The organism is Pedobacter agri (assembly GCF_032678665.1).
Classification (GTDB): Bacteria; Bacteroidota; Bacteroidia; order Sphingobacteriales; family Sphingobacteriaceae; genus Pedobacter; species Pedobacter agri_A.
Genome location: NZ_JAVTSH010000007.1, coordinates 320,816 through 343,952 on the forward strand (window position 1 = coordinate 320,816; position 23,137 = coordinate 343,952).

Annotated in this window: 18 protein-coding genes; 5 read left to right on the top strand and 13 right to left on the bottom strand. The window is 37.0% G+C overall.

From position 1 onward, the window contains the following. The first annotated feature begins 53 nt into the window (after positions 1–53). Entirely contained in the window at positions 54–1,124 is a 1,071-nt protein-coding gene (locus R2Q70_RS16165; RefSeq protein ID WP_316808585.1) for an acyltransferase, read from the top strand. Positions 1,125–1,423: 299 nt separating this feature from the next. Here R2Q70_RS16165 and infB read toward each other — a convergent pair whose 3' ends face one another. The 4 genes from infB to R2Q70_RS16185 form a co-directional block, all read right to left on the bottom strand. Beyond that, positions 1,424–4,501, bottom strand: coding sequence for a translation initiation factor IF-2 (gene infB, locus R2Q70_RS16170; protein ID WP_316808586.1), 3,078 nt, complete (start codon positions 4,499–4,501; stop codon positions 1,424–1,426). Positions 4,502–4,562: 61 nt separating this feature from the next. Continuing rightward, complete coding sequence (nusA, locus tag R2Q70_RS16175; protein WP_316808587.1) at positions 4,563–5,807, bottom strand: transcription termination factor NusA; 1,245 nt, start codon at positions 5,805–5,807, stop codon at positions 4,563–4,565. Between the two features lies 1 nt (position 5,808). Then, positions 5,809–6,273 carry a ribosome assembly cofactor RimP gene (rimP, locus tag R2Q70_RS16180; protein WP_316808588.1) on the bottom strand — a complete coding sequence of 155 codons (465 nt, stop codon included), beginning with the start codon at positions 6,271–6,273 and terminating at the stop codon, positions 5,809–5,811. A 121-nt stretch (positions 6,274–6,394) separates the two neighbouring features. Next, a complete protein-coding gene (locus R2Q70_RS16185) occupies positions 6,395–6,826 on the bottom strand; it encodes a hypothetical protein (RefSeq protein ID WP_316808589.1) in 432 nt (143 codons plus the stop codon). A 17-nt stretch (positions 6,827–6,843) separates the two neighbouring features. On the opposite strand from R2Q70_RS16185, the gene R2Q70_RS16190 reads away from it, so the two are divergent. Then, the gene (locus R2Q70_RS16190) at positions 6,844–7,188 is read left to right on the top strand and encodes a phage holin family protein (RefSeq protein ID WP_316808590.1); all 345 of its coding nucleotides are present in this window, start codon (positions 6,844–6,846) and stop codon (positions 7,186–7,188) included. 71 nt (positions 7,189–7,259) lie between these two features. Here the strand turns inward: R2Q70_RS16190 and R2Q70_RS16195 are convergent, their stop codons facing one another. The 7 genes from R2Q70_RS16195 to panC form a co-directional block, all read right to left on the bottom strand. Beyond that, positions 7,260–8,399 carry an acyl-CoA dehydrogenase gene (locus tag R2Q70_RS16195; protein WP_316808591.1) on the bottom strand — a complete coding sequence of 380 codons (1,140 nt, stop codon included), beginning with the start codon at positions 8,397–8,399 and terminating at the stop codon, positions 7,260–7,262. Between the two features lie 77 nt (positions 8,400–8,476). Further along, a complete protein-coding gene (locus tag R2Q70_RS16200) occupies positions 8,477–12,313 on the bottom strand; it encodes an OmpA family protein (protein ID WP_316808592.1) in 3,837 nt (1,278 codons plus the stop codon). A 12-nt stretch (positions 12,314–12,325) separates the two neighbouring features. Beyond that, a complete protein-coding gene (locus tag R2Q70_RS16205; protein ID WP_316808593.1) occupies positions 12,326–13,327 on the bottom strand; it encodes a MoxR family ATPase in 1,002 nt (333 codons plus the stop codon). 15 nt (positions 13,328–13,342) lie between these two features. Further along, entirely contained in the window at positions 13,343–14,623 is a 1,281-nt protein-coding gene (locus R2Q70_RS16210; protein WP_316808594.1) for a hypothetical protein, read from the bottom strand. Between the two features lie 244 nt (positions 14,624–14,867). Next, on the bottom strand, positions 14,868–15,869 hold the full coding sequence (locus tag R2Q70_RS16215) for a lysylphosphatidylglycerol synthase transmembrane domain-containing protein (RefSeq protein ID WP_316808595.1): 1,002 nt from the start codon (positions 15,867–15,869) through the stop codon (positions 14,868–14,870). Positions 15,870–15,872: 3 nt separating this feature from the next. Further along, on the bottom strand, positions 15,873–16,223 hold the full coding sequence (panD, locus tag R2Q70_RS16220) for an aspartate 1-decarboxylase (protein WP_316808596.1): 351 nt from the start codon (positions 16,221–16,223) through the stop codon (positions 15,873–15,875). A gap of 109 nt (positions 16,224–16,332) precedes the next feature. Continuing rightward, positions 16,333–17,178: a pantoate--beta-alanine ligase gene (gene panC / locus R2Q70_RS16225; RefSeq protein WP_316808597.1), complete on the bottom strand. Its 846-nt coding sequence runs from the start codon at positions 17,176–17,178 to the stop codon at positions 16,333–16,335. 149 nt (positions 17,179–17,327) lie between these two features. Between panC and R2Q70_RS16230 the strand changes: the two genes are divergently transcribed. The 3 genes from R2Q70_RS16230 to glmS all read left to right on the top strand — a co-directional run bounded on the left by R2Q70_RS16230 (position 17,328) and on the right by glmS (position 21,532). Further along, on the top strand, positions 17,328–18,152 hold the full coding sequence (locus tag R2Q70_RS16230) for a glycogen/starch synthase (protein WP_316808598.1): 825 nt from the start codon (positions 17,328–17,330) through the stop codon (positions 18,150–18,152). 21 nt (positions 18,153–18,173) lie between these two features. After that, the gene (locus R2Q70_RS16235; RefSeq protein WP_316808599.1) at positions 18,174–19,562 is read left to right on the top strand and encodes a DUF4270 domain-containing protein; all 1,389 of its coding nucleotides are present in this window, start codon (positions 18,174–18,176) and stop codon (positions 19,560–19,562) included. 131 nt (positions 19,563–19,693) lie between these two features. Further along, entirely contained in the window at positions 19,694–21,532 is a 1,839-nt protein-coding gene (gene glmS, locus R2Q70_RS16240) for a glutamine--fructose-6-phosphate transaminase (isomerizing) (RefSeq protein WP_316808600.1), read from the top strand. 33 nt (positions 21,533–21,565) lie between these two features. Here glmS and R2Q70_RS16245 read toward each other — a convergent pair whose 3' ends face one another. Beyond that, positions 21,566–22,645, bottom strand: a complete 1,080-nt coding sequence (locus R2Q70_RS16245) for a hypothetical protein (protein ID WP_316808601.1) — start codon at positions 22,643–22,645, stop codon at positions 21,566–21,568. 6 nt (positions 22,646–22,651) lie between these two features. Next, complete coding sequence (locus R2Q70_RS16250; protein ID WP_316808602.1) at positions 22,652–23,089, bottom strand: single-stranded DNA-binding protein; 438 nt, start codon at positions 23,087–23,089, stop codon at positions 22,652–22,654. Positions 23,090–23,137 lie beyond the last annotated feature (48 nt).

A 23,137-nucleotide genomic window follows, 5' to 3' on the forward strand; every position in this document is an offset into this window, starting at 1 on the left:
GAAACAAGAAAGATATATAAATAAATATGTCAAATTTCGTAAAATTGCACCAAATGACTACAAAAAACATTGTTAGAAATTACGATTTTATCGATACGATGAGGTTTATAGCTATGATAGGAATTGTAATGGAACATAGTTCTCCTTTCTTAGGCTTAAAGTTAAATTCACTTTACGATCAAATTATTCAGACAGTTTCCCTGCAATTCATAAAATTTGGAACTATTGTGTTCTTTATCCTCGCCGGGTTTCTAATTGGGGATAAATTTAACCAATATAGCACAAAGCAATATTTAGGCAGAAGGTTAAATACAACCTTTAGGCCCTGGATATTTTGGGTAACCGTTTTTATCATACTTTTTTATATCGATCAAGGTGTGCGGTACATAAAGCATACCGATGCTTTGGGCTTTACACACCCACTCGAGTACATATTGGATAGAATCCATTTTATTATCGTTCAAACCAGCTTTTGGTTTATCATAAATTTTATGTTATGTATTACTATTCTGCTGGTTTTCAGAAAATACATGTATAATATAACATTTGGGGTAATATTAGGCTTGTTATCGCTTTTCTATTCCGTAAACCTATACTATGTCTGGATCCCAACTGGACATACAACTGCATTATTGGGATTTGTATTTTATTTATGGCTGGGTGTTATCTTACATAAATACTTTGATCGATATAACGAATGGATAAGCAAACAGCCTTTCTGGCTCCTATTTGGCGCTATGTTGATAGCTTTTGTTCTATCATGTGCCGAAACCATTAATCTGATCCATTTAGGATCTAATGATTCCGGAAATACGTTAAGGTTTTCAAATATTATTTTCTCGTTATTATCGTTCCTATTTTTATACAGATACTGCAATTTTCAGGCTATCGAGAAACTGAAGCCAAGGTCGATGACCTTTGGTATCCATTTGCTTCACCATATACTCATCATTATATTCCTGCCTATGATTTTGAGGCCTTTGAAGATTGTGTACACCAATGAAAGTGTTTGGAGCCTGTTCTTCCTGCAATTTGCAATCTTTATCTTGATTTACGCTTCAACCTATGCAATAGTTTATTACATAGGAAAATCGAAGAAATGGAAATGGACTGTTGGGCAGTGATGAATATAAGTCGCTTTAGAGGCGCAATTAAATTGTATTAATCAACGGGCTTGGGCTTATCCTAAATTGAAGCTCGCTTTTATTTACCACTGCAACAAGCAGATTTATTTTTCAGTATCGTACCTGTTGCAGTAAACTGATAGCAGTTCAGGCTTTATCTTTAAGCTTTTACCCTCTGATCATACCACGACTATAAAATATATAGCAAAACAGGACGGAAATTTTTAAGATAGATTTCGGCTGGACATAAAAAAAGTGACCTTTTTGAGGTCACTTTAAATTCTATATCTAAAAACCTGTTACAGTTTTCTAGCTACTTCAACTTGTTCGTAAGCTTCAACAATATCACCAACTTCGATGTTGTTAAAGTTCTGAATGTTTAAACCACACTCATAACCTTTGTTAACTTCTTTCACATCGTCTTTAAAGCGTTTTAATGATGCTAATTCTCCCGTGTAAACCACAACACCATCTCTAACGATACGGATTTTGCTGTTACGGGTAATTTTACCATCTAATACCATACAACCTGCAATGGTACCTACTTTAGTGATTTTGAACGTTTCACGAATCTCCACGTTAGCCACGATTTTCTCTTCAAACTCTGGATCCAACATACCTTCCATTGCCGATTTAATCTCGTTGATTGCATCGTAAATGATAGAATATAAACGGATATCAATTTGCTCAGCTTCGGCTAATTTACGTGCGCCTGTTGATGGACGAACCTGGAAACCGATGATGATCGCATCTGAAGCAGAGGCTAACAATACATCAGATTCAGAGATCTGACCAACACCTTTACTAATGATGTTGATTTGAATTTGCTCAGTTGAAAGTTTCAACAATGAATCGGCTAATGCTTCAATTGAACCATCAACATCACCTTTAACGATGATATTAAGTTCTTTAAAGTTTCCAATCGCTAAACGACGACCAATCTCATCCAAAGTAATGTGTTTCTGCGTACGCAAACCTTGCTCACGTTGTAACTGCATACGTTTGTTTGCGATATCACGTGCTTCAGTTTCACTTTCTAAAGCGTTGAAACGGTCACCTGCTGTAGGAGCGCCTTGCATACCCAAAACCTGTACCGGTTGCGATGGACCTGCAGACTCAACTTTTTGACCACGTTCGTTGGTTAACGCTTTTACACGTCCGCTGTAACTACCTGCCAAAATTGGATCTCCAACTCTTAACGTACCAGCCTGAACCAATACCGTAGTTACTATACCACGTCCTTTATCTAAAGCGGATTCAATTACTGAACCTGTAGCCCTCTTACTAGGATTCGCTTTAAGCTCTAGTAATTCGGCCTCTAACAATACTTTATCTAAAAGTAAATCAACATTTAAACCACTTTTGCTTGAAATTTCTTGCGATTGATATTTACCACCCCAATCTTCAACCAAAATGTTCATTACCGATAATTGTTCTCGAACTTTATCTGCATTTGCACCTGGTTTATCTACTTTGGTAAAAGCGAAAACCAATGGAACACCAGCAGCTTGTGCGTGATTAATCGCCTCTTTTGTTTGAGGCATCACTGCATCATCCGCAGCAACTACAATAATTGCGATATCTGCAACCTTAGCACCACGGGCACGCATCGCTGTAAAGGCTTCGTGACCTGGCGTATCTAAGAAAGTTACTTTTTTACCTGAAGGCGTGGTTACCATATATGCACCAATGTGCTGTGTAATACCACCTGCTTCACCAGCAACCACATTTGCTTTACGAATATAATCTAACAATGAAGTTTTACCGTGATCGACGTGACCCATAATCGTAACAACCGGAGCTCTTTCGATTAAATCTTCCTCGTTATCTACTTCTTCAATTACATTTTCTTCGTCCTCATCTGGTTTTACGAATTGGATTTCGTAGCCAAACTCATCAGCAACAATGGTTAATGTTTCAGCATCTAAACGCTGGTTAATTGACACGAACATACCCAGACTCATACAAGTACCAATAATTTTGGTTACCTGTACATCCATCATGCTTGCTAACTCATTTGCTGTAACAAACTCGGTAACTTTTAATATTTTCGATTGAGATTCAAGCTCATTTGCTGCCTCTTCTGCGTTGAATGCTACATCATCACGTTTCTGACGACGTAACTTGGCACGTTGAGCAAATTTACCAGACTTACCTGCTCCACTTAAACGGGCAAGTGTTGCTTTGATCTGATCTTGAATTTCTTTTTCAGTAGGTTCTTCTTTAGGTCCGCTTGGTGTAGCATTCCTGTTTTGGAAACCTGGTCTGTTGTTATTTCTATTTCCCTGGTAAGGTGTTCCACCTTGTCCGGCAGGTCGGTTACCCTGGTAAGGTGTTCCGCCACCTGGCCTATTGCCTTGGTATGGGGTACGCGGTTGTCCTGGTGCACCACCCTGACCTTGTCCTGCAGGATTTTGTCCTTGCTGACCCTGACCACCATGTTGACCTGGCTGACCTGGAGCACCGGGAGTTTTTTTACGTTTGCGCTTACGTTTTGCAGCTTCACTATCGCTAGATGACGCTACCGGACCGTTTCTCCTATCCGGAGTTGTTGGCAAAACAATTTTACCAATAATATTCGGACCAGTTAATTTAACGGTACGTGCTTTTATTACCTCAGGCTCATTGCTTGCTGGTTTAACTTCAGCAGGTTTTTCTTCTGCTTTAGGTTGCTCAACTGGTTTAGCGGCCTCTGGTGTTTTAACTTCTGGAGTAACCGGAGCTGTTGGTGCAGGCTGAGCTACCGGAGCTTCTTCCTTTTTAACCTCAACTAGTTTTTCTTCAGCCTTAGGCTGCTCAACCGGCTTAGCTGGCGCTTCTGCCTGAGCTACTGGAGCAGCAGGCGGCGTAACCGGCGCCTCTTCCTTTTTAACAGGGCGGGTTTTCGAGTTAAGATCATTTAAATCGATCTTCCCTACAATTTTTACGCCCGGCAAACCAGTTTCTTCAACTTTGTCTTCAGCCTTAGTTTCTTTCACTGGCGCTGCTGCCGCAGGTGCTGGTGTCTCAACCTGAGGTGCTGGTGTTTCAACAACCTTAGGTTTCTCTGCCGGAGGATTAAATGACTGAGCATTCTTAATCAGAATCTCATCGCTTTTTTCAAAGTCGGTATTTTTCTTCGGCGCTTCTACTGGTTTCTCAGTCTCAGGCTCGTCACGACGTATTTTACCAATCACTATTTGTTTGGCTTCTTCTCTTACGATCTTATCTCCCTGATACTCTTTTAATAAGGCATCATACATGTCTCCCGTAAGTTTAAACATAGGGCTTTTCTCGGCAGAGAATCCCTTTTTGTTTAAAAACTCAACGGCCGTACCCATGCCTATATTAAGTTCTTTAATAGCTTTAATTAAAATGATTGGTTTGTCGTCTGACATTTAGCTCCTGTTATTTTTTCTTATTAATACAAAAGTAGTGTTTATTTGGCAATTACACCACTTATTCAAATTCTGACTGTAAAATCTGAACCACTTCTTTAATGGTTTCTTCTTCTAAGTCGGTGCGTTTTACCAAATCTTCTACTGAAAGTGCTAATACACTCTTAGCAGTATCGCAACCGATAGCCTTTAATTCATCAATGATCCAGCTATCAATCTCATCTGAGAATTCTTCTAGATCCACATCCTCGTCACTTTCTTCTCCAGCTTCGCGATACACATCAATTTCGTAACCAGTTAATTTACCAGCCAGTTTAATATTGTGTCCACCACGTCCAATTGCTAATGAAACCTGATCTGGTTTTAAGTAAACCGATGCATGTTTGGTTTCATCATCCAATTTAATAGATGTGATTTTCGCCGGGCTTAAAGCACGGGTGATGTATAATGAAATGTTATTAGTGAAATTAATCACATCAATATTTTCGTTTTTCAATTCGCGAACGATACCATGAATACGAGATCCTTTCATACCAACGCAAGCACCTACCGGATCAATACGATCATCGTATGATTCTACTGCAACTTTAGCACGTTCTCCTGGTTCACGAACAATTTTCTTAACAGTAATTAAACCATCAAAAATCTCTGGAACCTCCAATTCGAACAAACGCTGCAAAAACTCAGGCGCTGTTCTCGAGATAATAATTTTCGGGTTCGCATTGATCATTTCTACTTTAGAAATCACTGCCCTCACAGAATCGCCTTTTTTGAAATAATCTGCTGGAATTTGCTCTGTTTTAGGCATTAAAAGTTCATTACCTTCATCATCTAAAACCAAAGTTTCTTTTTTCCAAACCTGATAAACTTCGCCAGTGATAATTTCACCAACACGGTCTTTATATTTTTTGAAGATTTCGTCTTTCTCTAATTCCAACACTTTAGAAACCAAAGTTTGGCGGGCAGCTAAAATCGCTCTACGACCAAAACTCTCTAAAGTAATTTGTTCGATGTAATCATCACCAACTTCCAAAGTGCTGTCTAACTTAGAAACTTCAGCAAGTTCAATTTCCAAATCATCATCTTCAGAAAACCCATCCTCCATTACTTTTCTCGTTCTCCAGATCTCCAGATCCCCGTTATCAGGATTCACAATTACATCACAGTTTTCGTCAGTTCCGTATTTCTTACGCAACATACTACGAAAAACCTCTTCCAACACACTGATCACCGTAGGGCGATCTATATTTTTAAAATCCTTAAACTCCTGAAAAGAGTCGATCAAATTAATTGTTGTAGTACTCATTTTATTTAAATGAAATTAACACACTGGTTTCTAATATATCATTAAACGGCACTTCTGTTTGTATGGTAACCGCTTTTTTCCCTTTTTCTTTAATCGATTCTTCAATCAGTAGGCTGTTATCTGTAACTGATAAAAGTTTACCTTCCTTTTTAAGTCCACCATTAAGTTTGATACTTAAAGTGCGCCCTACATTTTTTACGTATTGACGGTTTAACTTTAACGGCTCGCCAACACCTGGAGAAGAAACTTCTAAATTATAAGCCTGCTCAATTGCGTTTTCTTCTTCCAAATGAAAACCAACATGCCTGCTTATCGCTACACAATCCTGTATGCTAATACCTTCGTCACCATCAACATGAATAATTAATTTATTGTTTGGCAACATTTTCACTTCAACCAAAAACAGTTCTGGCCGATCTGCAATTTTTTCCTCAACGAGGTCTGCAACTCTCTTTTCTACCTGCATATTTTAACCTGATTTCATAGAAAAAGGGGACATTGTCCCCTTCTCTTTTCTTCGATTACAATGCAAATGTAAGAAATCTTTATGAAAAATCAAACACCCGCCTTAATTATTATGCTGATTATTACCGCTTAAGTGATTGTCGTTGGGGTTGTAAATTATACTTTGCAGCACCTGAAATCAACTTTCCGGCATTAGCAAATTCTACATTGATGAAACTTTCTACAACATAAGTTTTTCCTTTTTCGAAAGTTATGCTGGGTATAAAAACAAGGGAATCACCATAAACTTTACAAGTACCTTCAACCGGCAGATCATCCTGTAAACTATCCAATTCACCTGGCTGCATCCACACTGATACCAATTGATTGGAATCGGGACTGGTAGCGTAAGCATTCTTAACTTGCAATAAGCTTGCCTCATCAAAATTTTTAATTATTATTGATGCACTATCGCCCGAAAACTTAATGATTGGTTTGTTGTTTCTATGTGAACACGCTGATGCAAACATCACGATTGCAAACACGGCCAAATATTTAAAAAAGCATTTAAACATTTACAAAATTAAAAATTATGAGATTTATTATTGAAGTTCTTTTAATGGGACTTGCCTTTTACATTGGCGCAAAACTGGTTCCTGGCGTATCAATTGATGGTTATGGAAATGCAATTATTGCAGCCATTTTGATTGCCCTTGCCAACGCTACCATCGGTTTTATTTTGAGGTTATTAACTTTTCCAATCAACTTTTTAACACTAGGCTTGGTTTCATTTATCATCACCGTGTTGATGATTCTTCTGGTAGATAACATGATGACCTCTTTCAATACAACAGGTTTCCTGGCTGCAGCTTTCTTAGCCATTATTGTGGCCTTAATTAAAGCTATATTCGGTGCTATTGCCGGAGAAAAAGAGTAAGTTTGGATGTAAAATGGAAGATATACGGTGGACAAATAATTCCATTTGACATCTTCCATCATCCATCTATATTACCTGATTACCTCTCTCGAGATCACCATTTTCTGGATCTCAGAAGTTCCCTCATAAATCTGCGTAATTTTTGCATCACGCATTAAACGCTCCACATGGTATTCTTTAACAAAGCCATAACCGCCATGAACCTGAACAGCTTCAACGGTAACATCCATAGCAACTTTTGAAGCAAATAATTTAGCCATTGAACCTGCCTGGGTATAGGGTAAACCCTGATCTTTTAACCAGGCAGCCTTGTAAACCAATAACCTGGCAGCTTCAATTTGTGTAGCCATGTCCGCTAACTTAAAAGCAATAGCCTGATGTTCTGAAATTGGTTTACCGAATGATTTACGCTCTTTTGCATATTGTGTAGCCAATTCAAAAGCACCTTGTGCAATACCCAAAGCTTGTGCAGCGATACCAATTCTGCCACCTTCTAAAGTTTTCATGGCGAATTTAAATCCGAAACCATCTTCGCCAATTCTATTTTCTTTTGGCACTTTAACATCATTAAACATTAAAGAATGTGTGTCAGAACCACGAATGCCCAACTTGTTTTCTTTTGGCCCAATGGTGAAACCTTCCATTCCTTTTTCAACGATGAAAGCATTAATGCCTTTATGTCTCAATTCCGGATGGGTTTGTGCAATAACCAGATAAGTTGAGGCAGTACTTCCGTTCGTAATCCAGTTTTTTGTTCCATTTAGCAAATAATAATCGCCTTTATCTTCAGCGGTTGTCCGTTGAGAAGTGGCATCAGAACCAGCTTCGGGCTCCGATAAACAAAATGCACCAATTTTTTCGCCCGACGCCAATGGTTTTAAATATTTTTCTTTTTGCTCTTCATTTCCATAGGCTTCTAAACCGTAGCAAACCAAAGAGTTATTCACAGAAACCACAACCGATGCAGAAGCATCAATTTTGGAAAGTTCTTCCATTACTAAAACATAAGAAATTGCATCGAGGCCACTGCCATTATATTTCTCATTTACCATCATCCCCAAGAAACCAAGTTCACCAAGTTTTTTGACTTGTTCGGCAGGAAATTTCTGATGCTCATCTCGCTCAATTACCCCAGGCTTTAATTCTTGCTGCGCAAAATCGCGGGCAGCCTGTTGTATCATTAATTGTTCTTCACTTAATTCAAAATGCATAACATTTATGTATAAAAGGTTAGTAAATCAAATGTAGCATTTCCAATTGAAAATACTATGGCTGCATAGCAATTTATTTAATACTTATTGTTTGGCATTTTTCTATTTGATTTCTTTTTAGATGATGATGTAGAAATGCTAATTACAACCTTATCGTCGCAAGGGTTTTTAATTGCCCTTGTCACCTCACTATCCGATATTGTATTGATTGAAGATTCCGCTATTCCATTTTTCACCAGGTAGGTTTTCACCGCGTTTGCAAACTCTTTAGCCTGCACAAGATTTTGCATTGCTGTTTTTTCACTGTTGCTATAGCCGCGAACTGAAATGTTGCCACTCGGACTATCCATCAGTTTCTTTGTGAGCTGATCTAATATTCCTTGCGATTCAGATGAAACGGTGTTTTCTCCTGTCTTAAAATAGATGGTTGCACCATTATTGGACATGTACGATTTACATGATGTTGGATCCTGCAAATTTTTCAACCAGACTTTGATGATATTTTTATCTTTTTCAGGAAGACTGAGTTGTAGTTTTTTAGTAGTCATTTCCCCTAAGGTACCGTTCCGAACAATTTTAAGGATGGCTACCGCTTCCCCCCTTTTGTTGTCATCATAATACCTTACCTCGTTGCCCCAATCAAACGCTCCCTGCACAATTTCCTCTACCTTGTATCCCGATTTTTGTAAGCTTCTTTGCAGCCTGGTTGCAAAGGTTTTCTGCGTTAAGTCATTGTATTGGATATTTACTATTGTTGGCAATGATTTCCCTAACATCCAAACTTCAATCTGATTTTCATGTGTTGATTCAACTTTAACTGCCTGAATATCCCGTTTAAAAAATAGTGAAGCATCTGAGGCAACTTTTACAGCTCTTTTGCGGTCAGCATCCAGGGCATACCTTACCTCGCTTTTCGCGGTCAGTTCTAGATCTAGTGTGTTATTTACGGCATATTTTTCTGCCTGCAGTTGCACTTGAAAAAGTACTACACTATCTTTTAATCCTTCAGGATAATAGCGAAGATATACCGGATTTCCAGGAATTACTTCCCTGCAATTTCCAGAGATTTGCAGCTTAACCTGATCGCTAGAAATTACCATTGATGTTGCTGCTTCAAGGCCAGCAGAAGAAATAAATGTAAAACGAATTTCCTTACCTGCAACACTGGGTAAATTATTCAAGTGTATCGAATCACGGTTGACTAAAACCGTATCAAATATAGTTTTTGATCCCGCGGCCATAACTAATCTATTCGGGTTAAAAATTTTATAACAACTGTCTTTTTGAAATGCGATTTTCCAATTCTGAATTGCTTTTGTTTCAGTATTAACCAGCATCGAGAAATTGGGCTTTACAAAACCAACTATCGTGAGTGAAGCAAATAAAAAACCCAATATTATAATAGCTTGAAGAAGGTTTGAACGGATTTTTTTTCGAATCTCCTCTTTAGGTGTAATGCCCAGTTTTTGATTACTATAGGCCTCAAGATTATCAATTTTATTATCCCGATTGCGAAGGGTATTTTCCCAGGTGTCATTTTTATGATCAGGGTCAATTCCTTTTAGATAGATATTTAGCGGAATATCCCTAAGCTTTTGCTGGTTGTAGAGCAATAAAAATTCCTTTTCTACAGGCCCGAAAGCACTATATTTCTGTGCATTATGGGTGTATAAAACAAATTTATTCACAATAAGTTGCAAGCGCCTTTCATTACTTGCAAATGAACCTGGTTCTACTTCGGTTTCACCCTCCAATAAATTTACAAGGGTTTCTCTAGCGATGATTTCATTCTCAATTGTTAACCGCTTAAGCAATTCCAATCTTATTCTTGATGGAAAAATCCCTTTTTGAATCCAGTCTATTCTACAAATTTTAAGAAGATTTTCATACGTCACCAATTCGTTGTCTAGCCTATCGCCGATAGCTAAAATGATCTCCCAGGTAACTTTTGGGTACAAAGCGATGGCGGCAATCCATTGTAACATTTTTTCGTTATGTAGATATTCATCAAGTTCTCCGATTTCTTCAAATTCGATAAAGTTGGCACTATAATTTTTTAAAACATGGGTATCTTTAACCTGTTTGTATTCCTTTTTTAGTAAAACCTCTACCGTTTTCAACAAGCCTATGTTATCAGCAGGAAGGAGGTGAAAAAATTTACCTAATATTTTTTCATTTAAAGACCAATCGAGCACTGGAATAGAAGTGAGCAGCAAACGCGATGGCCAAAACGAAAAGGCATGTTCTATTTCCGCATTAATTTCTGGCAAAACAGCATCAATGAAATTATGGCCATCTCCAAAAATCATCAAAATAGATTGATGGTACTGGTTTTTCAAATAATTGATATTTACGGAATCGTCGATGTGTTTTTTAAACACCCGAAGCGGACTTTTGTAATAATAATAAATATCCAGATCTACCTGATGACTTAACAACTGGCTCACCAAATACTGAAAAAGCTTAAATCCTACATTTTTTTCATGGGTTTTATCAATCAAAACAAGGTAGCTGCGTTTCGAACTTTTATTTTGAAGAACTGGCGTAAACATGCCCAGGTTGCGTATGGTTGCCAGACTTGTTTTTTTTAGGTTTAAGTAATACTGATCGGATTCAATTTTTCGCTTTAAATTAAACGCCATTTTTACGATTGCCTCTTTACCTCTTATTAATTTATTTTTATTATTAAACTGAATATCCAATGGTTCTTTGCTACCCGTAAAGTCAGGGAGCTCAACATTTTTTAAATATTGTGTTTCTTTTCCGCTATAGATTGATGGAAAACCAAGTTGTGTGTTTTCATATTTGCGATATAGTCTGGGAATAGAGTAGGTTAAGATCATTAAGATTAAAAAAAAACCAATGATGTCATATGACCAATAAAATAAACTTTTAAGTTTTGGAGTAACTGCTGATTTGATGTTACCCATTTGGCTGTTTGAAACGGTGAATTGATTTGCATCGATAACATTCACCGCAATTATGCCTACACTATCATGAGGACAAAATTGATCAAGGTATCTGCAATTGAGCTGATAAACCCGAACGGAATCAAATGTATAGTCCAACTCCCTGTTTCCACCTGTTACCGCTTTGCCATCAATTTTCCAAACTACTGCCCTATTCTCAGGATTATCAATTTTAAAGGCTATTTTTTTTCCCTTAATAGCCTGATCAAAAGTTACCACCGGCAAACCATCGCAAACCGTAATGGTATCTTTCAATAAATTGGTAGTGCGATCATGTTTTGTAATTTGAAGCGCAATTGGCTTTATGCCTGTTTTCTGATACGCATAGCTAAAGTCCGAATGGTTCTGAACAGTGGTATCTTTCAAATTCCATTTCGCTGTAATGCCGGTAGTATCTACTAAAGGATGGAAGTATTTCTGATGTAATGTTTGCTTCACGCCAAATTTCTGAACAGCAGGATAGCTTGATTTTAAAGAATATTGAACGGAATCGCCAACAGTAATGTGTTGTTTCGGAAAAATTAGATCTTCATCAAAACCTGTCAGATATTTTGTTTTCGATATTGGAATAAGTAAAAACAGCACGAAAAAAGCTACCAGTACAAACAATAGACTAATGGCTAAAAATTTAAATGTTTTTTTCCGTTGTATAGCAGCGGCAGCAGTCCTTAACTCAGTTTCTTCCTGCTGTTGCAGTAATATTTTAGTTTCTTTTTCTTTTAGAAAATTATCGAACAAGAGATAAAAATGCTTTTGTTCATCAGCGTTTCTACAAACCAGTGCAGCCAAAACAAACTTTAACCGATCAGCATCAGTAGTATTATTTTTAAGCGCTTCAACAATTTGAGCAGTTACCACATAATCATCCACATCAATTGAAAATCCTCTACCTTTTAGTTCGGTGTAAAGGAATTCATCAATAAGTTTAGCATCAATTTGCGGCATGGTTTGAGGCTTTTAATAATTGTCTAAAACATTTTTGGCCACCAAATCAGGAAACAGCTTATTCAATTCCTGTAAATCTTCATTCTTTTTAATTAAACAAGAGAATGAGTTTTTGCATTGCTGAATACTTTTATCAAGCAGGTCATGTTCTTTCAAATAGTTAATCCAATCGATACATTCGGATGTTGATGGTTTTTTATCAATGGTTTTTGCTTCGTAAATTTTAAAAAACCAAAACATCTTCTCATCTAGGCCATCGCGTTCATTTGCTGTAAAATCAACTCCATTTATAGTTAGTTTTTTTGCTACAATGGCTTTCAATTCTGCTTCTGATGGGAAATCGATGTAATAAAACAGACATCGCCTTAAGAAGGCATCAGGCAGGTTTTTTTCGTCATTACTGGTTAAAATAATCACTACATTTTCCTTTTCCTGGTCGTTTAGTGTAATGGTTTTATTTATTTCTTTGATGGAGAAAGAAAGATTTTCTATCTCATAAAGTAAATCGTTCGGAAAATCTCTTGGTGCCTTATCTATTTCATCAATCAATACCACTGATTTTGCCCTCAGATCAGCATCGCCAATCTTCAGCTTTTGTTTAGACTGTTTGATGATTTTTTGAATTTCTTCATCATCAACAATTAACCCCTTGGCGCATAAAACAGCAAAACCCAATGCTGTTAAGGTAATATAATCCGCAGCAGTTTTAGCATCGTTTGCTACCGCGGCGGTTTTGATGTTTGCATCACGAAAGTGTGAAACAGCATCATATTCATAAAACAGATCAGCAAAAACCGATGTAGATTTGGTATTAAACTGAAAAACGTTTTTATTGAAATTTTCAAAGCTTTGATTGGCAACCCAATGCGCAAACTGGGTTTTACCAACTCCGGGTTTCCCTGCCAGTAATAACGGCCTTCCTAGCGACATGGCCATTTTTTGAACAGAAACCAGTGCATCTGATGGTTGATAACTGCCAATATCCTGAGCTTTGGTTAATTTTATTATTTTCATAATATGAGTGATTAGCTAAACTGCTGATTGATTTAAATTGGTGATTACTTTTTGTACTGCCCGCTCTACATAAGCCATTTGAGTGGGCAAGGGATTGTTGAAGCTTTTTAAAGCTTCAATGATTTTATCAACAAGCTCTTCCTGTTCAAACCCATTATCGGTATAAAGCTCGGCCCATTGGTCAAAATCTCTTTTATTAATGCCTTTTAAAGTAGTGTAATCCTGAACGTTAAATTCATTTTTAACTTCGTTGTAAAAGAGGGTTTCCTTTTCTTCATCGATATCGAGATTAAAAACAAAATGCAGAAAAATGCCGTTGCCATTGTTTTTCTTAAAATCGAATAACTTTAAAAAATCGATGATATTCTTAACCAAAAACGGGTCGTTTAATTCCAATTGGCCCACGAGGCGAAATGGCAATATTAAGTTGCAGGTGTCGTTACATTTCAGCAAATCGTAAAAAGCAGTTATAAATTCGCCAGATGAAGCATAATTGCTGGCCAAGTTCAGTTTAGAATCGAACACATTATTAAATTCATCCAAAAACCTGATCAACCATTTATCTACATCTTCATCGGGCTGAAAAATGCGATTGAGATCGATATATTTGAAGGAAGTGGTTAGTTTGGATTGATCCTGATTCAGCATTTCATCCAGGCGATAATTATAATAATTTGGCTGGTCTCGCTTTTTGGCCTTATAAAAGAAAAGTGTACAGCTTTTTTCCTTATTATTCTTAAGGTTTGCGTTGAAGTAAGCGATTGGATCTTCTCTGTTAATCCGATACAACTTCTTCGATAGAAAAGATTGTACATTCATAACAGGGTTTGCCACTAAATCAACAATTACTTTACTCTCTACAGCATGGTAGAACTTATTCAGTAGCTGATCAACATTTTCAGCCTCTTCCTGAAAATAATTCAACCCCATCAAAATTGCACTAAATTGCTTCACACTATCCGCATCGGCTATTGATGTTGACGAAATATCATCAGGAAGTTTGTAAATGTATGTTTTGATATGACCAGCTGTTGAAACAGCAAACTCTTCGCGGGTGTATATGCCTACCCGGTTCGAATAAAAAAGCAGCATATACTGGCACTCTTTTATTGAATCATTGTATTTATTTTGCGAACCACCTGCTATATGGTTATCAAAGTCTTCACAAACAACTGTTTCGAAAAAGATCCTTCCATTATATATTTTATTCTTTTTATCAAAAAACAAACGAATAGAATCCCTTAAACCAACAAATTTGATTGATGAAGAAATAAATATTTTGATTGTTTGGCTCATGCCTGTTCCTCAAGTTTATTTTTGGTATTGGATGATTAAAGTATTTCCCAGCCAAAACTTAAAGGAACAATAAGCCCTGATAAGAACAGGGTTTTTAACGATGGGGCGAGCGAAAAAAGTGGTTAGCTTAGGATAATTAAATATAAGAAATTTGAATTCAAAACAAACAAATCAGCACAACTTTGTGAAGCAATTTACACATATAACTCAAAGGAAAACAATGGTTTAATAAAATTACATCAGTTTATTTGAATTTTGTATTTGTAAACCTACGGGCATTCTTGTAAAATAAAATGAGGAGACTTGAGCTACCTAAAATTAGTATTAATAACAGCTGTGATGAATGTATGATTGTTGCATAAGCTAAACCATCTTTAAAAGAAATGGCGTATAAAACGAGCGCCTGGGCAACAACCCAGTGAAATACGCCTATACCTCCTTGTACTGGGGCTGCCATGGCAAACCCAGAAAATACAATTGCAGTGAATGCGGCATTAAAATGCAAACCAGAAGTAGCTTTAACGGAAGAAAAAGCGAAATACATGGATAAGAAATAAAAAATCCAAATCGCCAGGGTGTATAACAAAAAAGGGGCTTTTTGTGGAAGTTTACTATAGGAGCCAAATCCTTGTCTTAAGTTTACAAAAACCCGCAGGAACTTTTTGCCAAACCTTCGCCGGAGAAAGTAAACTAAAGAAGCGATGAACAGTACCGCAACAACTGCCAGCGTAATCATCCCTGGTAAGCTAAGGCTGGCTAATTTGTTTGATATTCCTTTAACCAGCACATTGTGAATAAAGCCCGAAACTAAATCATACTGGAAAACTAACATGGCTGCTGCCGTAGAAAAAAGGACCAATACATCAAAAAGCCTTTCGGTAATTACTGTACCTATTGAAGCGAACATAGGTACTTTTTCAGTTTTGTGGATGATACTGCAGCGAACAATTTCGCCAAAACGTGGCAAAGCCAAATTTGCCAGATAGCCAATAATTACCGCATGATAGGCATTTGAAAAACTTACCGGATAATGAATCGCCTGATAAAGCAGCCGCCAACGTAAAGCCCGTAATACATGAGCAAACCAAACAGATAGTGCTGAAGCACCCACCCAAAAATAGTTAGCAGACTTGATTTCCAGCCAAATGTTTCCTAAATCCTGACCTCTAAACGCTAAATATAAAACCCAGATTCCGATAGAAAAAAGGGTTACATATTTTATCGCTGTTTTGAGGTTTATAATCAAGATCTATTTTAGCAAGTGATTATTATCGTCAGGAAAAACAAGTATCGGATTATATTGCTTAGCTTCTTCAATTGGAAGCGCACCGTAAGACATGATGATTAAAACATCGCCAAGCTGGGCAAGGCGAGCAGTTGCACCATTTAAACAAATGGTACCTGTGCCACGCTCCCCTTTTATCACATAAGTTTCAAAACGAGCGCCATTATTATTATTTACGATCTGCACCTTCTCATTTGCTATAATGTTGGCTGCATCCATCAAATCTTCATCAATCGTAATACTACCAACATAATTCAATTCGGCTTGAGTTACCTTAACACGGTGTATCTTGGATTTTAATATTGTGATAATCATTTGGCAAAGTTAGTAATAAAGTTAGAATGAATGAGAGAATTAGTGGAGGATAGGATGAGAGAATGTAGCTGTACTGAATTCAATCATCCGCTCATTCAAAATTCATTCATTACTTAATAATCATATTATCAATTAATCTGGTTGAGCCAACTTTTGCTGCCACTAAAGCTACTAAACGGCCTTCATTTTTTGATTTTGCTTTTTCTAAAGTATCTCCATTGGCAATGGTAAAATAATCTAATTCTACCCCTTCAATGTTTTGGTAAAACTGCTTGGCTTTTTCTTCAAGCTCATCTAATGAAAAATCATTAAAATGATCTGCAACATATTGAAGCGACTTGCTTAGGACGAGCGAATTTTCACGATCAACTGGAGAAAGGTGAATATTTCTGCTGCTCATCGCCAACCCGTCATCTTCTCTAATAATCGGACAAGTAATAATATTAATAGGCAGATTAAAATGAGCAAGCATGTTTTTAATCATTAAAACCTGCTGAAAATCTTTCTGACCAAACATGGCTACATCAGGATCAACGGCATCAAAAAGCTTTTTTACAATTTGTGTCACGCCTTGATAATGCCCTTTCCTAAATTCACCTTCTAAAAGAAACTCTGCTTTTCCCAAATCGATATGCCAGTTTTCATCAGCTCCCTGCGGATACATTTCAACTACATTTGGCATAAAAACACCATTACAACCAGCCTCTTCGAGCATCGCTAAATCATGTTCAATCGGGCGGGGATATTTTTCCAGATCTTTAGGATCGGTAAACTGTGTAGGGTTAACGAAAATGCTACAAATAATAACATCGGCGTTTGCTTTGGCCAGCTCGATTAGCGAAATATGCCCGTTGTGCAAAGCACCCATAGTGGGTACGAGCGCAATTTTTTTACCTGATGCTTTGAGAGGTTTTAAAAAAGCCTCCAGTGCTGATTTGGTTTTAAATATTTCCAATTGGACAATCTAAATTAAAGTGGTAAAGGTGTAAAATAATCCAAACGAAACCAAACAAATGCTTGTCTATATTGATAAATAGTATTATTATGCTTATCTTTGCCGCTCATTATCTTTTATTTAACTTAATATTTTCTTAGAATATGGAGATGGCAAAAACGAAGCTGCTGATTGTTACACACGAGATGTCGCCTTTCCTCGAGCTTACTAAAATTTCTGAAATCACACGTCAATTACCACAGGCGATGCAAGAAAAAGGATTTGAAATCCGCATCTTAATGCCAAAATTTGGTAACATCAACGAAAGAAGAAATCGTTTACACGAAGTAATCCGCTTATCAGGAATGAACATCATTATTGACGACAATGATAATCCCTTAATTATTAAAGTAGCATCCATCCCCGCTGCACGTATGCAGGTTTATTTCTTAGACAACGAAGAGTATTTTCAGCGCAAACAAGTATTTAGAGATGCGAGTGGAAAATTTTTCGACGATAACGATGAACGCACAATTTTCTTTTGCAAAGGCGCATTAGAAACTGTTAAAAAATTAGGTTGGGCTCCGGATATCGTTCACTGTCATGGCTGGATGAGTTCTTTAGTACCCGCTTACATTAAAACAACTTATAAAAACGATCCTACTTTCAAAAATTCTAAAGTAGTATATTCTATTTATGAAGATTGTTTTGAAGAAAAATTAAACGCCAATTTCGCTAAGAAAGCGGTAATGGCTAACATGACTGAAGAAGATACAAAAGCCTTCTTACCATCAGATTGTAACAGCATGCACATCGGAGCTGTAACACACGCAGACGCAGTTGTTTTAGCAGATGAAAACTTAGACAAAGATGTGTTAAAATTTGTTAAAGATTCCAATAAGCCAACATTAGCCTTTAACTTAACCGAGAATTTTGAAAACTTCTATTCATTTTACGAAGAAATTTCAAATGATGAATTGGTTTCTGTTGCTTAATTAGGTATTATTATTTTAAATATGAAATTTACAAAACAAGACTTATTAACCCTGTTGATAGGTCTTTTTCTTTTTGCGTCGTGTAAAAATCCGGATGGTGTTGGTTTGGACGTAGATCCAAGCACTGCGATTACCGGTACACTGGTAAACAATGAACCCATAAAATCGCAAACGATAAAAGAAGGCGATGTGACTACCGCTAGCATTGGAAGTTATCCACTAGGCTATATGGTTGATCCTATTTTTGGCAAAACAGAATCAAGTGTAGCCATGACTGTTGTTCCAAGCACCACCAGTTTCGATTTTGGCACATCACCTGTTTTAGATTCAGCGATATTGGTGCTAAACCTGGGTACTCAGTTTTATGGCGATACGGCGAGCACAAAATACAGCATTGACGTTTATCAGCTTACAAATAAGGTTACCAATTTTAAAAGCTCTGATGTACAGGCACGTAACAGCCAGTTGTTAGGTAGTTTTAATAGCAAAATTTTCCCTAAAACGCCAATCAAAATTTTTGATATTATTTCAGGTAAGGCCGATACTTTAAAAACCGTACCAGCTCAAATCAGGATCAAATTAGATAAGGATTTTATCCAAACCACTTTATTAAACCTGGCTCCTGCGGCAACATCTACAAGTGCTAAGTTTGTAGATTATTTCAAGGGTTTATATGCGCAAGTAAACAAAACTGCTACTACAGGCACTGGAGGTATTGCGTTTTTGGATCTAACTGGAACAAATTCTTACCTGCAGATGGTTTATAAAAAAAACAATGCCACCAATGGTAGAGATACTGTAACGGTTAATTTTCCTGTAAGTCCATCGGGTGCTGCAGCGAACATTAAACATGATTATACAGGAACAGAGGTTGCCACACAATTATTGCCAGCCAATGCAAATACACAATATAACGTAACTTATCTGCAAGCTCTGGCAGGTGTAAAAACAAAAATTTCATTTCCTACCTTAGCCAACTTCACCAATACTTATGGCAAGGCAGTTGTAAACAAAGCAGAATTGGTTGTTGATTTAAGTGCCGGAACATTCGCAAATCCTTTTGCACCTGCAACAAGGCTTTCGCTTTATCGTTGGGACATTGCAGAACAACCTACAAACGTTCCTGACCATAATCAAGGTAACAGCGGCGATTCACGTCAACTTACAGATGCTGTTTTTGGTGGATATTATGATTCAATTCGAAACAGATATGTTTTTGTAGTAACCGCTTATGTACAGGATTTAATTGATAAAAAACTGACTGATTTCGGGACTTTTTTGGCTCCGACTTCACTAACCCAGTTTCAGCTAACCTCTTCTGTTTCATCAGCTGGTAGAGCAGTAATTGGTTCTGCTGGTAATGCAACTAATAAAATGAAACTAAATATTTATTATACCAAAATAAATTAAGATAAATCTGTGCTTAACAAAAGCCCTGGCAGTTTTAAACAACTGCCAGGGCTTTTTTTGTAGTACGCTCATACTATATTAAAACAAACGTTTGTTTAGTATATTCGTGTCGATTATTAATATACAAATTTATGTGTGGAATTGTAGGCTATATAGGCCATAGAGAAGCCTGGCCAATAGTATTGAAAGGCTTAAAAAGATTGGAATATCGAGGTTATGATAGCGCTGGCATAGCTCTAATGAATGATTCTGGCCAACATATTTATAAAAAAGCAGGTAAGGTGGCAGTGCTTGAAGAATTTGCTGAAAGTCAGGATCGTTCCGGTTCAGTTGGAATGGGGCACACCAGATGGGCAACGCATGGTGTGCCATCAGATCGAAATTCTCACCCTCACACTTCAAATAATGATAAACTTTCGATCATTCACAACGGAATTATCGAAAATTATGCAACACTAAAGGAAGAACTAATACAGCGTGATCATGAATTTAAAAGTGATACGGATACAGAGGTTTTAATTCATTTAATTGAAGAAATTCAAAAAATTGAGGAAATTGATCTGCTAGAAGCTGTTCGCCTAGCACTTCAGCAAGTAAGCGGAGCTTATGCCATTGTAATTATGGATAAAGAGCATCCTGAACAATTAATTGCCGCCAGAAAAGGGAGTCCAATGGTAATAGGGGTTGGTAAAGGTGAATATTTTATTGCTTCTGATGCAACTCCAATTATTGAATATACTAAAAATGTAATTTATTTAAACGATAATGAAATTGCATTAATTACTAAAGATGATCTTTTGGTTAAACAATTGGACAATTTTGTGCAAACACCATTAATCCAGGAACTTGAGCTTAAGCTGGAAATGCTCGAAAAAGGCGGCTTTGATCACTTTATGTTAAAGGAAATTTACGAACAACCAAGATCTATCAAAGATTGTATGCGTGGTCGTATTTATCCTGAAGAAGGAAAAGTTCAGTTAGGCGGAATTAAAGAATATGCGGAAAAGCTGAAAAACATTGATCGCATTATCATTGTAGCTTGCGGCACCTCTTGGCATGCAGGTTTGGTTGGTGAATATTTAATTGAAGAATACGCCCGAATTCCGGTTGAAGTTGAATACGCCTCAGAATTCAGATATCGTAATCCAATTATCACCGAAAAAGACGTTGTGATTGCGATTTCACAATCTGGTGAAACAGCTGATACGATGGCGGCCATAGAAATGGCAAAAGAGCGTGGTGCTACCATTTTTGGCATCTGCAATGTTGCAGGCGCATCCATTCCAAGATTATCTCATGCAGGTGTTTACACACATGCGGGGCCAGAAATTGGCGTTGCCTCAACAAAAGCATTTACTGCTCAGGTTACGGTATTAACCCTTATGGCCTTTTACATGGCGCAACAAAAAGGTACCATTACCACTTCAAAAATGATGGAATTGTTAACCGAGCTTGATAACATTCCTGAAAAAATTCAGCAAGCGTTGGAATCAAATGATATCATTAAAGAAGTTGCTGAGAAAATAAAGGACTCTACCAACTGCTTATTTTTAGGAAGAGGAAGTGGCTTTCCAGTGGCATTAGAAGGTGCATTGAAATTGAAAGAAATTTCATATATCCACGCAGAGGGCTATCCTGCTGCCGAAATGAAACACGGACCAATTGCTTTGATTGATGAAGAAATGCCAGTTGTATTTATCGCAACACAAAACTCATCGTATGAAAAAGTAATCAGCAATATCCAGGAAGTTAAAGCCAGAAAAGGTAAAGTAATTGCCATTGTAACACAAGGTGATACCAAAGTTACAAAAATGGCAGATTACTGCATTGAAATTCCTGATGCAAATGAGGCATTTTTACCATTACTTGCAACGATTCCGCTTCAGTTATTATCGTATCACATAGCAGTGATGCGTGGTTGTAACGTTGATCAACCAAGAAATTTAGCAAAATCGGTTACGGTAGAATAAAATCATTAGGCCTGCTCTTCAAAACGGGCAGGTCTAATCATATAGTTTTTCGTACCTTAACGTTCCCCTATCATCCCATTTTACCGTTAAACTCCTACCATTTAACTTCTCTACCTTGCCGCTTCTTTTCATTTTAGGGTAAGCGATTGTGATTATACTATCCTGAATTTCATATTTAGCAATATCACTATCCGGATCTACATCATAATAGTATTGTTCCCTGATTTCAAAAGTATGGTGTTTTTTGTAAGATGCTAGGGTTTTCCATCTTCCAAATAGTGTATGTGCGGCAAGCGTTTCAGGTATTTTTTCTCCAATCTTAATACTCCAAAAATCAGCATACTCACTTTGTCCATCTTTATAATAGGTGGTATCTGCACTTTTAAAAAATAAGTCCCGATCATAAATTTTGACTTCCTTCCCTTTTTCATTCAACACCACAATTTTAAAATGATCAGGAAATTTCAAACTGTCACCCATCATAATCGGTGTTATAATCCTTTCTGATTTACCAGGCATTAAACTTACCGTATCGTTTCGATTAAATTCATTATTTAAAGTGCTGTCTTTTTTGAGTATAACAGCTGGATATTCAAAATGAATGATAGCAGTTAATTTTTTATTGCCTTGATTGGTAATATCAATTGATTTAAAATTATCCTGACGTGTTGGTGCATCTCTCTTCTGTGTCGTCGCAACAAAACTGAATATTGAAATTAAAAACAAAAATTTCCGGAAAGCAGATTGCGTTTTAAACCGAAACGGAATTTGTAGAACATAATACGACAGAAACACGCTAACAAGTGCAATATAATCAGTATAATCAACCGTTCTAAATGTTTTCAATCCCGTTTGATTGATTAAATCGATCAGTGGCTGCGAAAATTCTGATTTCCAAAACAAGAACAAAAGTCCTGTCAAAATGTGTATCCCCTTAGTTTTGGCTGGAAAAAGAATGCTCCAAAAGAAAGGGAAAGCAAACAGACCAACAAAATCTGACAGCTTTCCCGTAAATGTATTATGAAAGGTTTGCTTTAAATAAAAATCGTTAACGATTAAAATAATTACAGAGAGAATAAAAACAGGATGTGCTAACTTGTACTTACGCTCCATGAAAATCTAAAACGGTAAATCGCCATTTTCATCAGATGGCCCAATGGTAAATTCATCCTGGATTTTCGGCTCGGTAGTTTGTGGAACAACGGTTGAAGGACTTTGCTCAAAATCACTTTTTCTGCCGAGCATGGTGAAATTTTCGGCTACAATTTCAGTTACGTATTTCTTCACTTTTTCTTTGTCTTCGAAAGATCTGGTTCTGAGTTTTCCTTCAATGTAAACCAACTTCCCTTTCTGAAGGTATTTCGATGCAACTTCGGCAAGGCCACGCCATAAAACGATGTTATGCCACTCTGTTTGTTCTACTCGTTTTCCATCTTTATTGTAGGTTTCAGATGTAGCTAAAGGAAAGCTTGCTACAGTTACTCCGCCATCTAAATGACGCACTTCAGGGTCTTTGCCTAAATGGCCTACTAAAATCACTTTGTTAATGCCAGACATAAATATTTTTGGTTAGTTTTTTCTCTTTTTTAAATGAACACCCGCTAA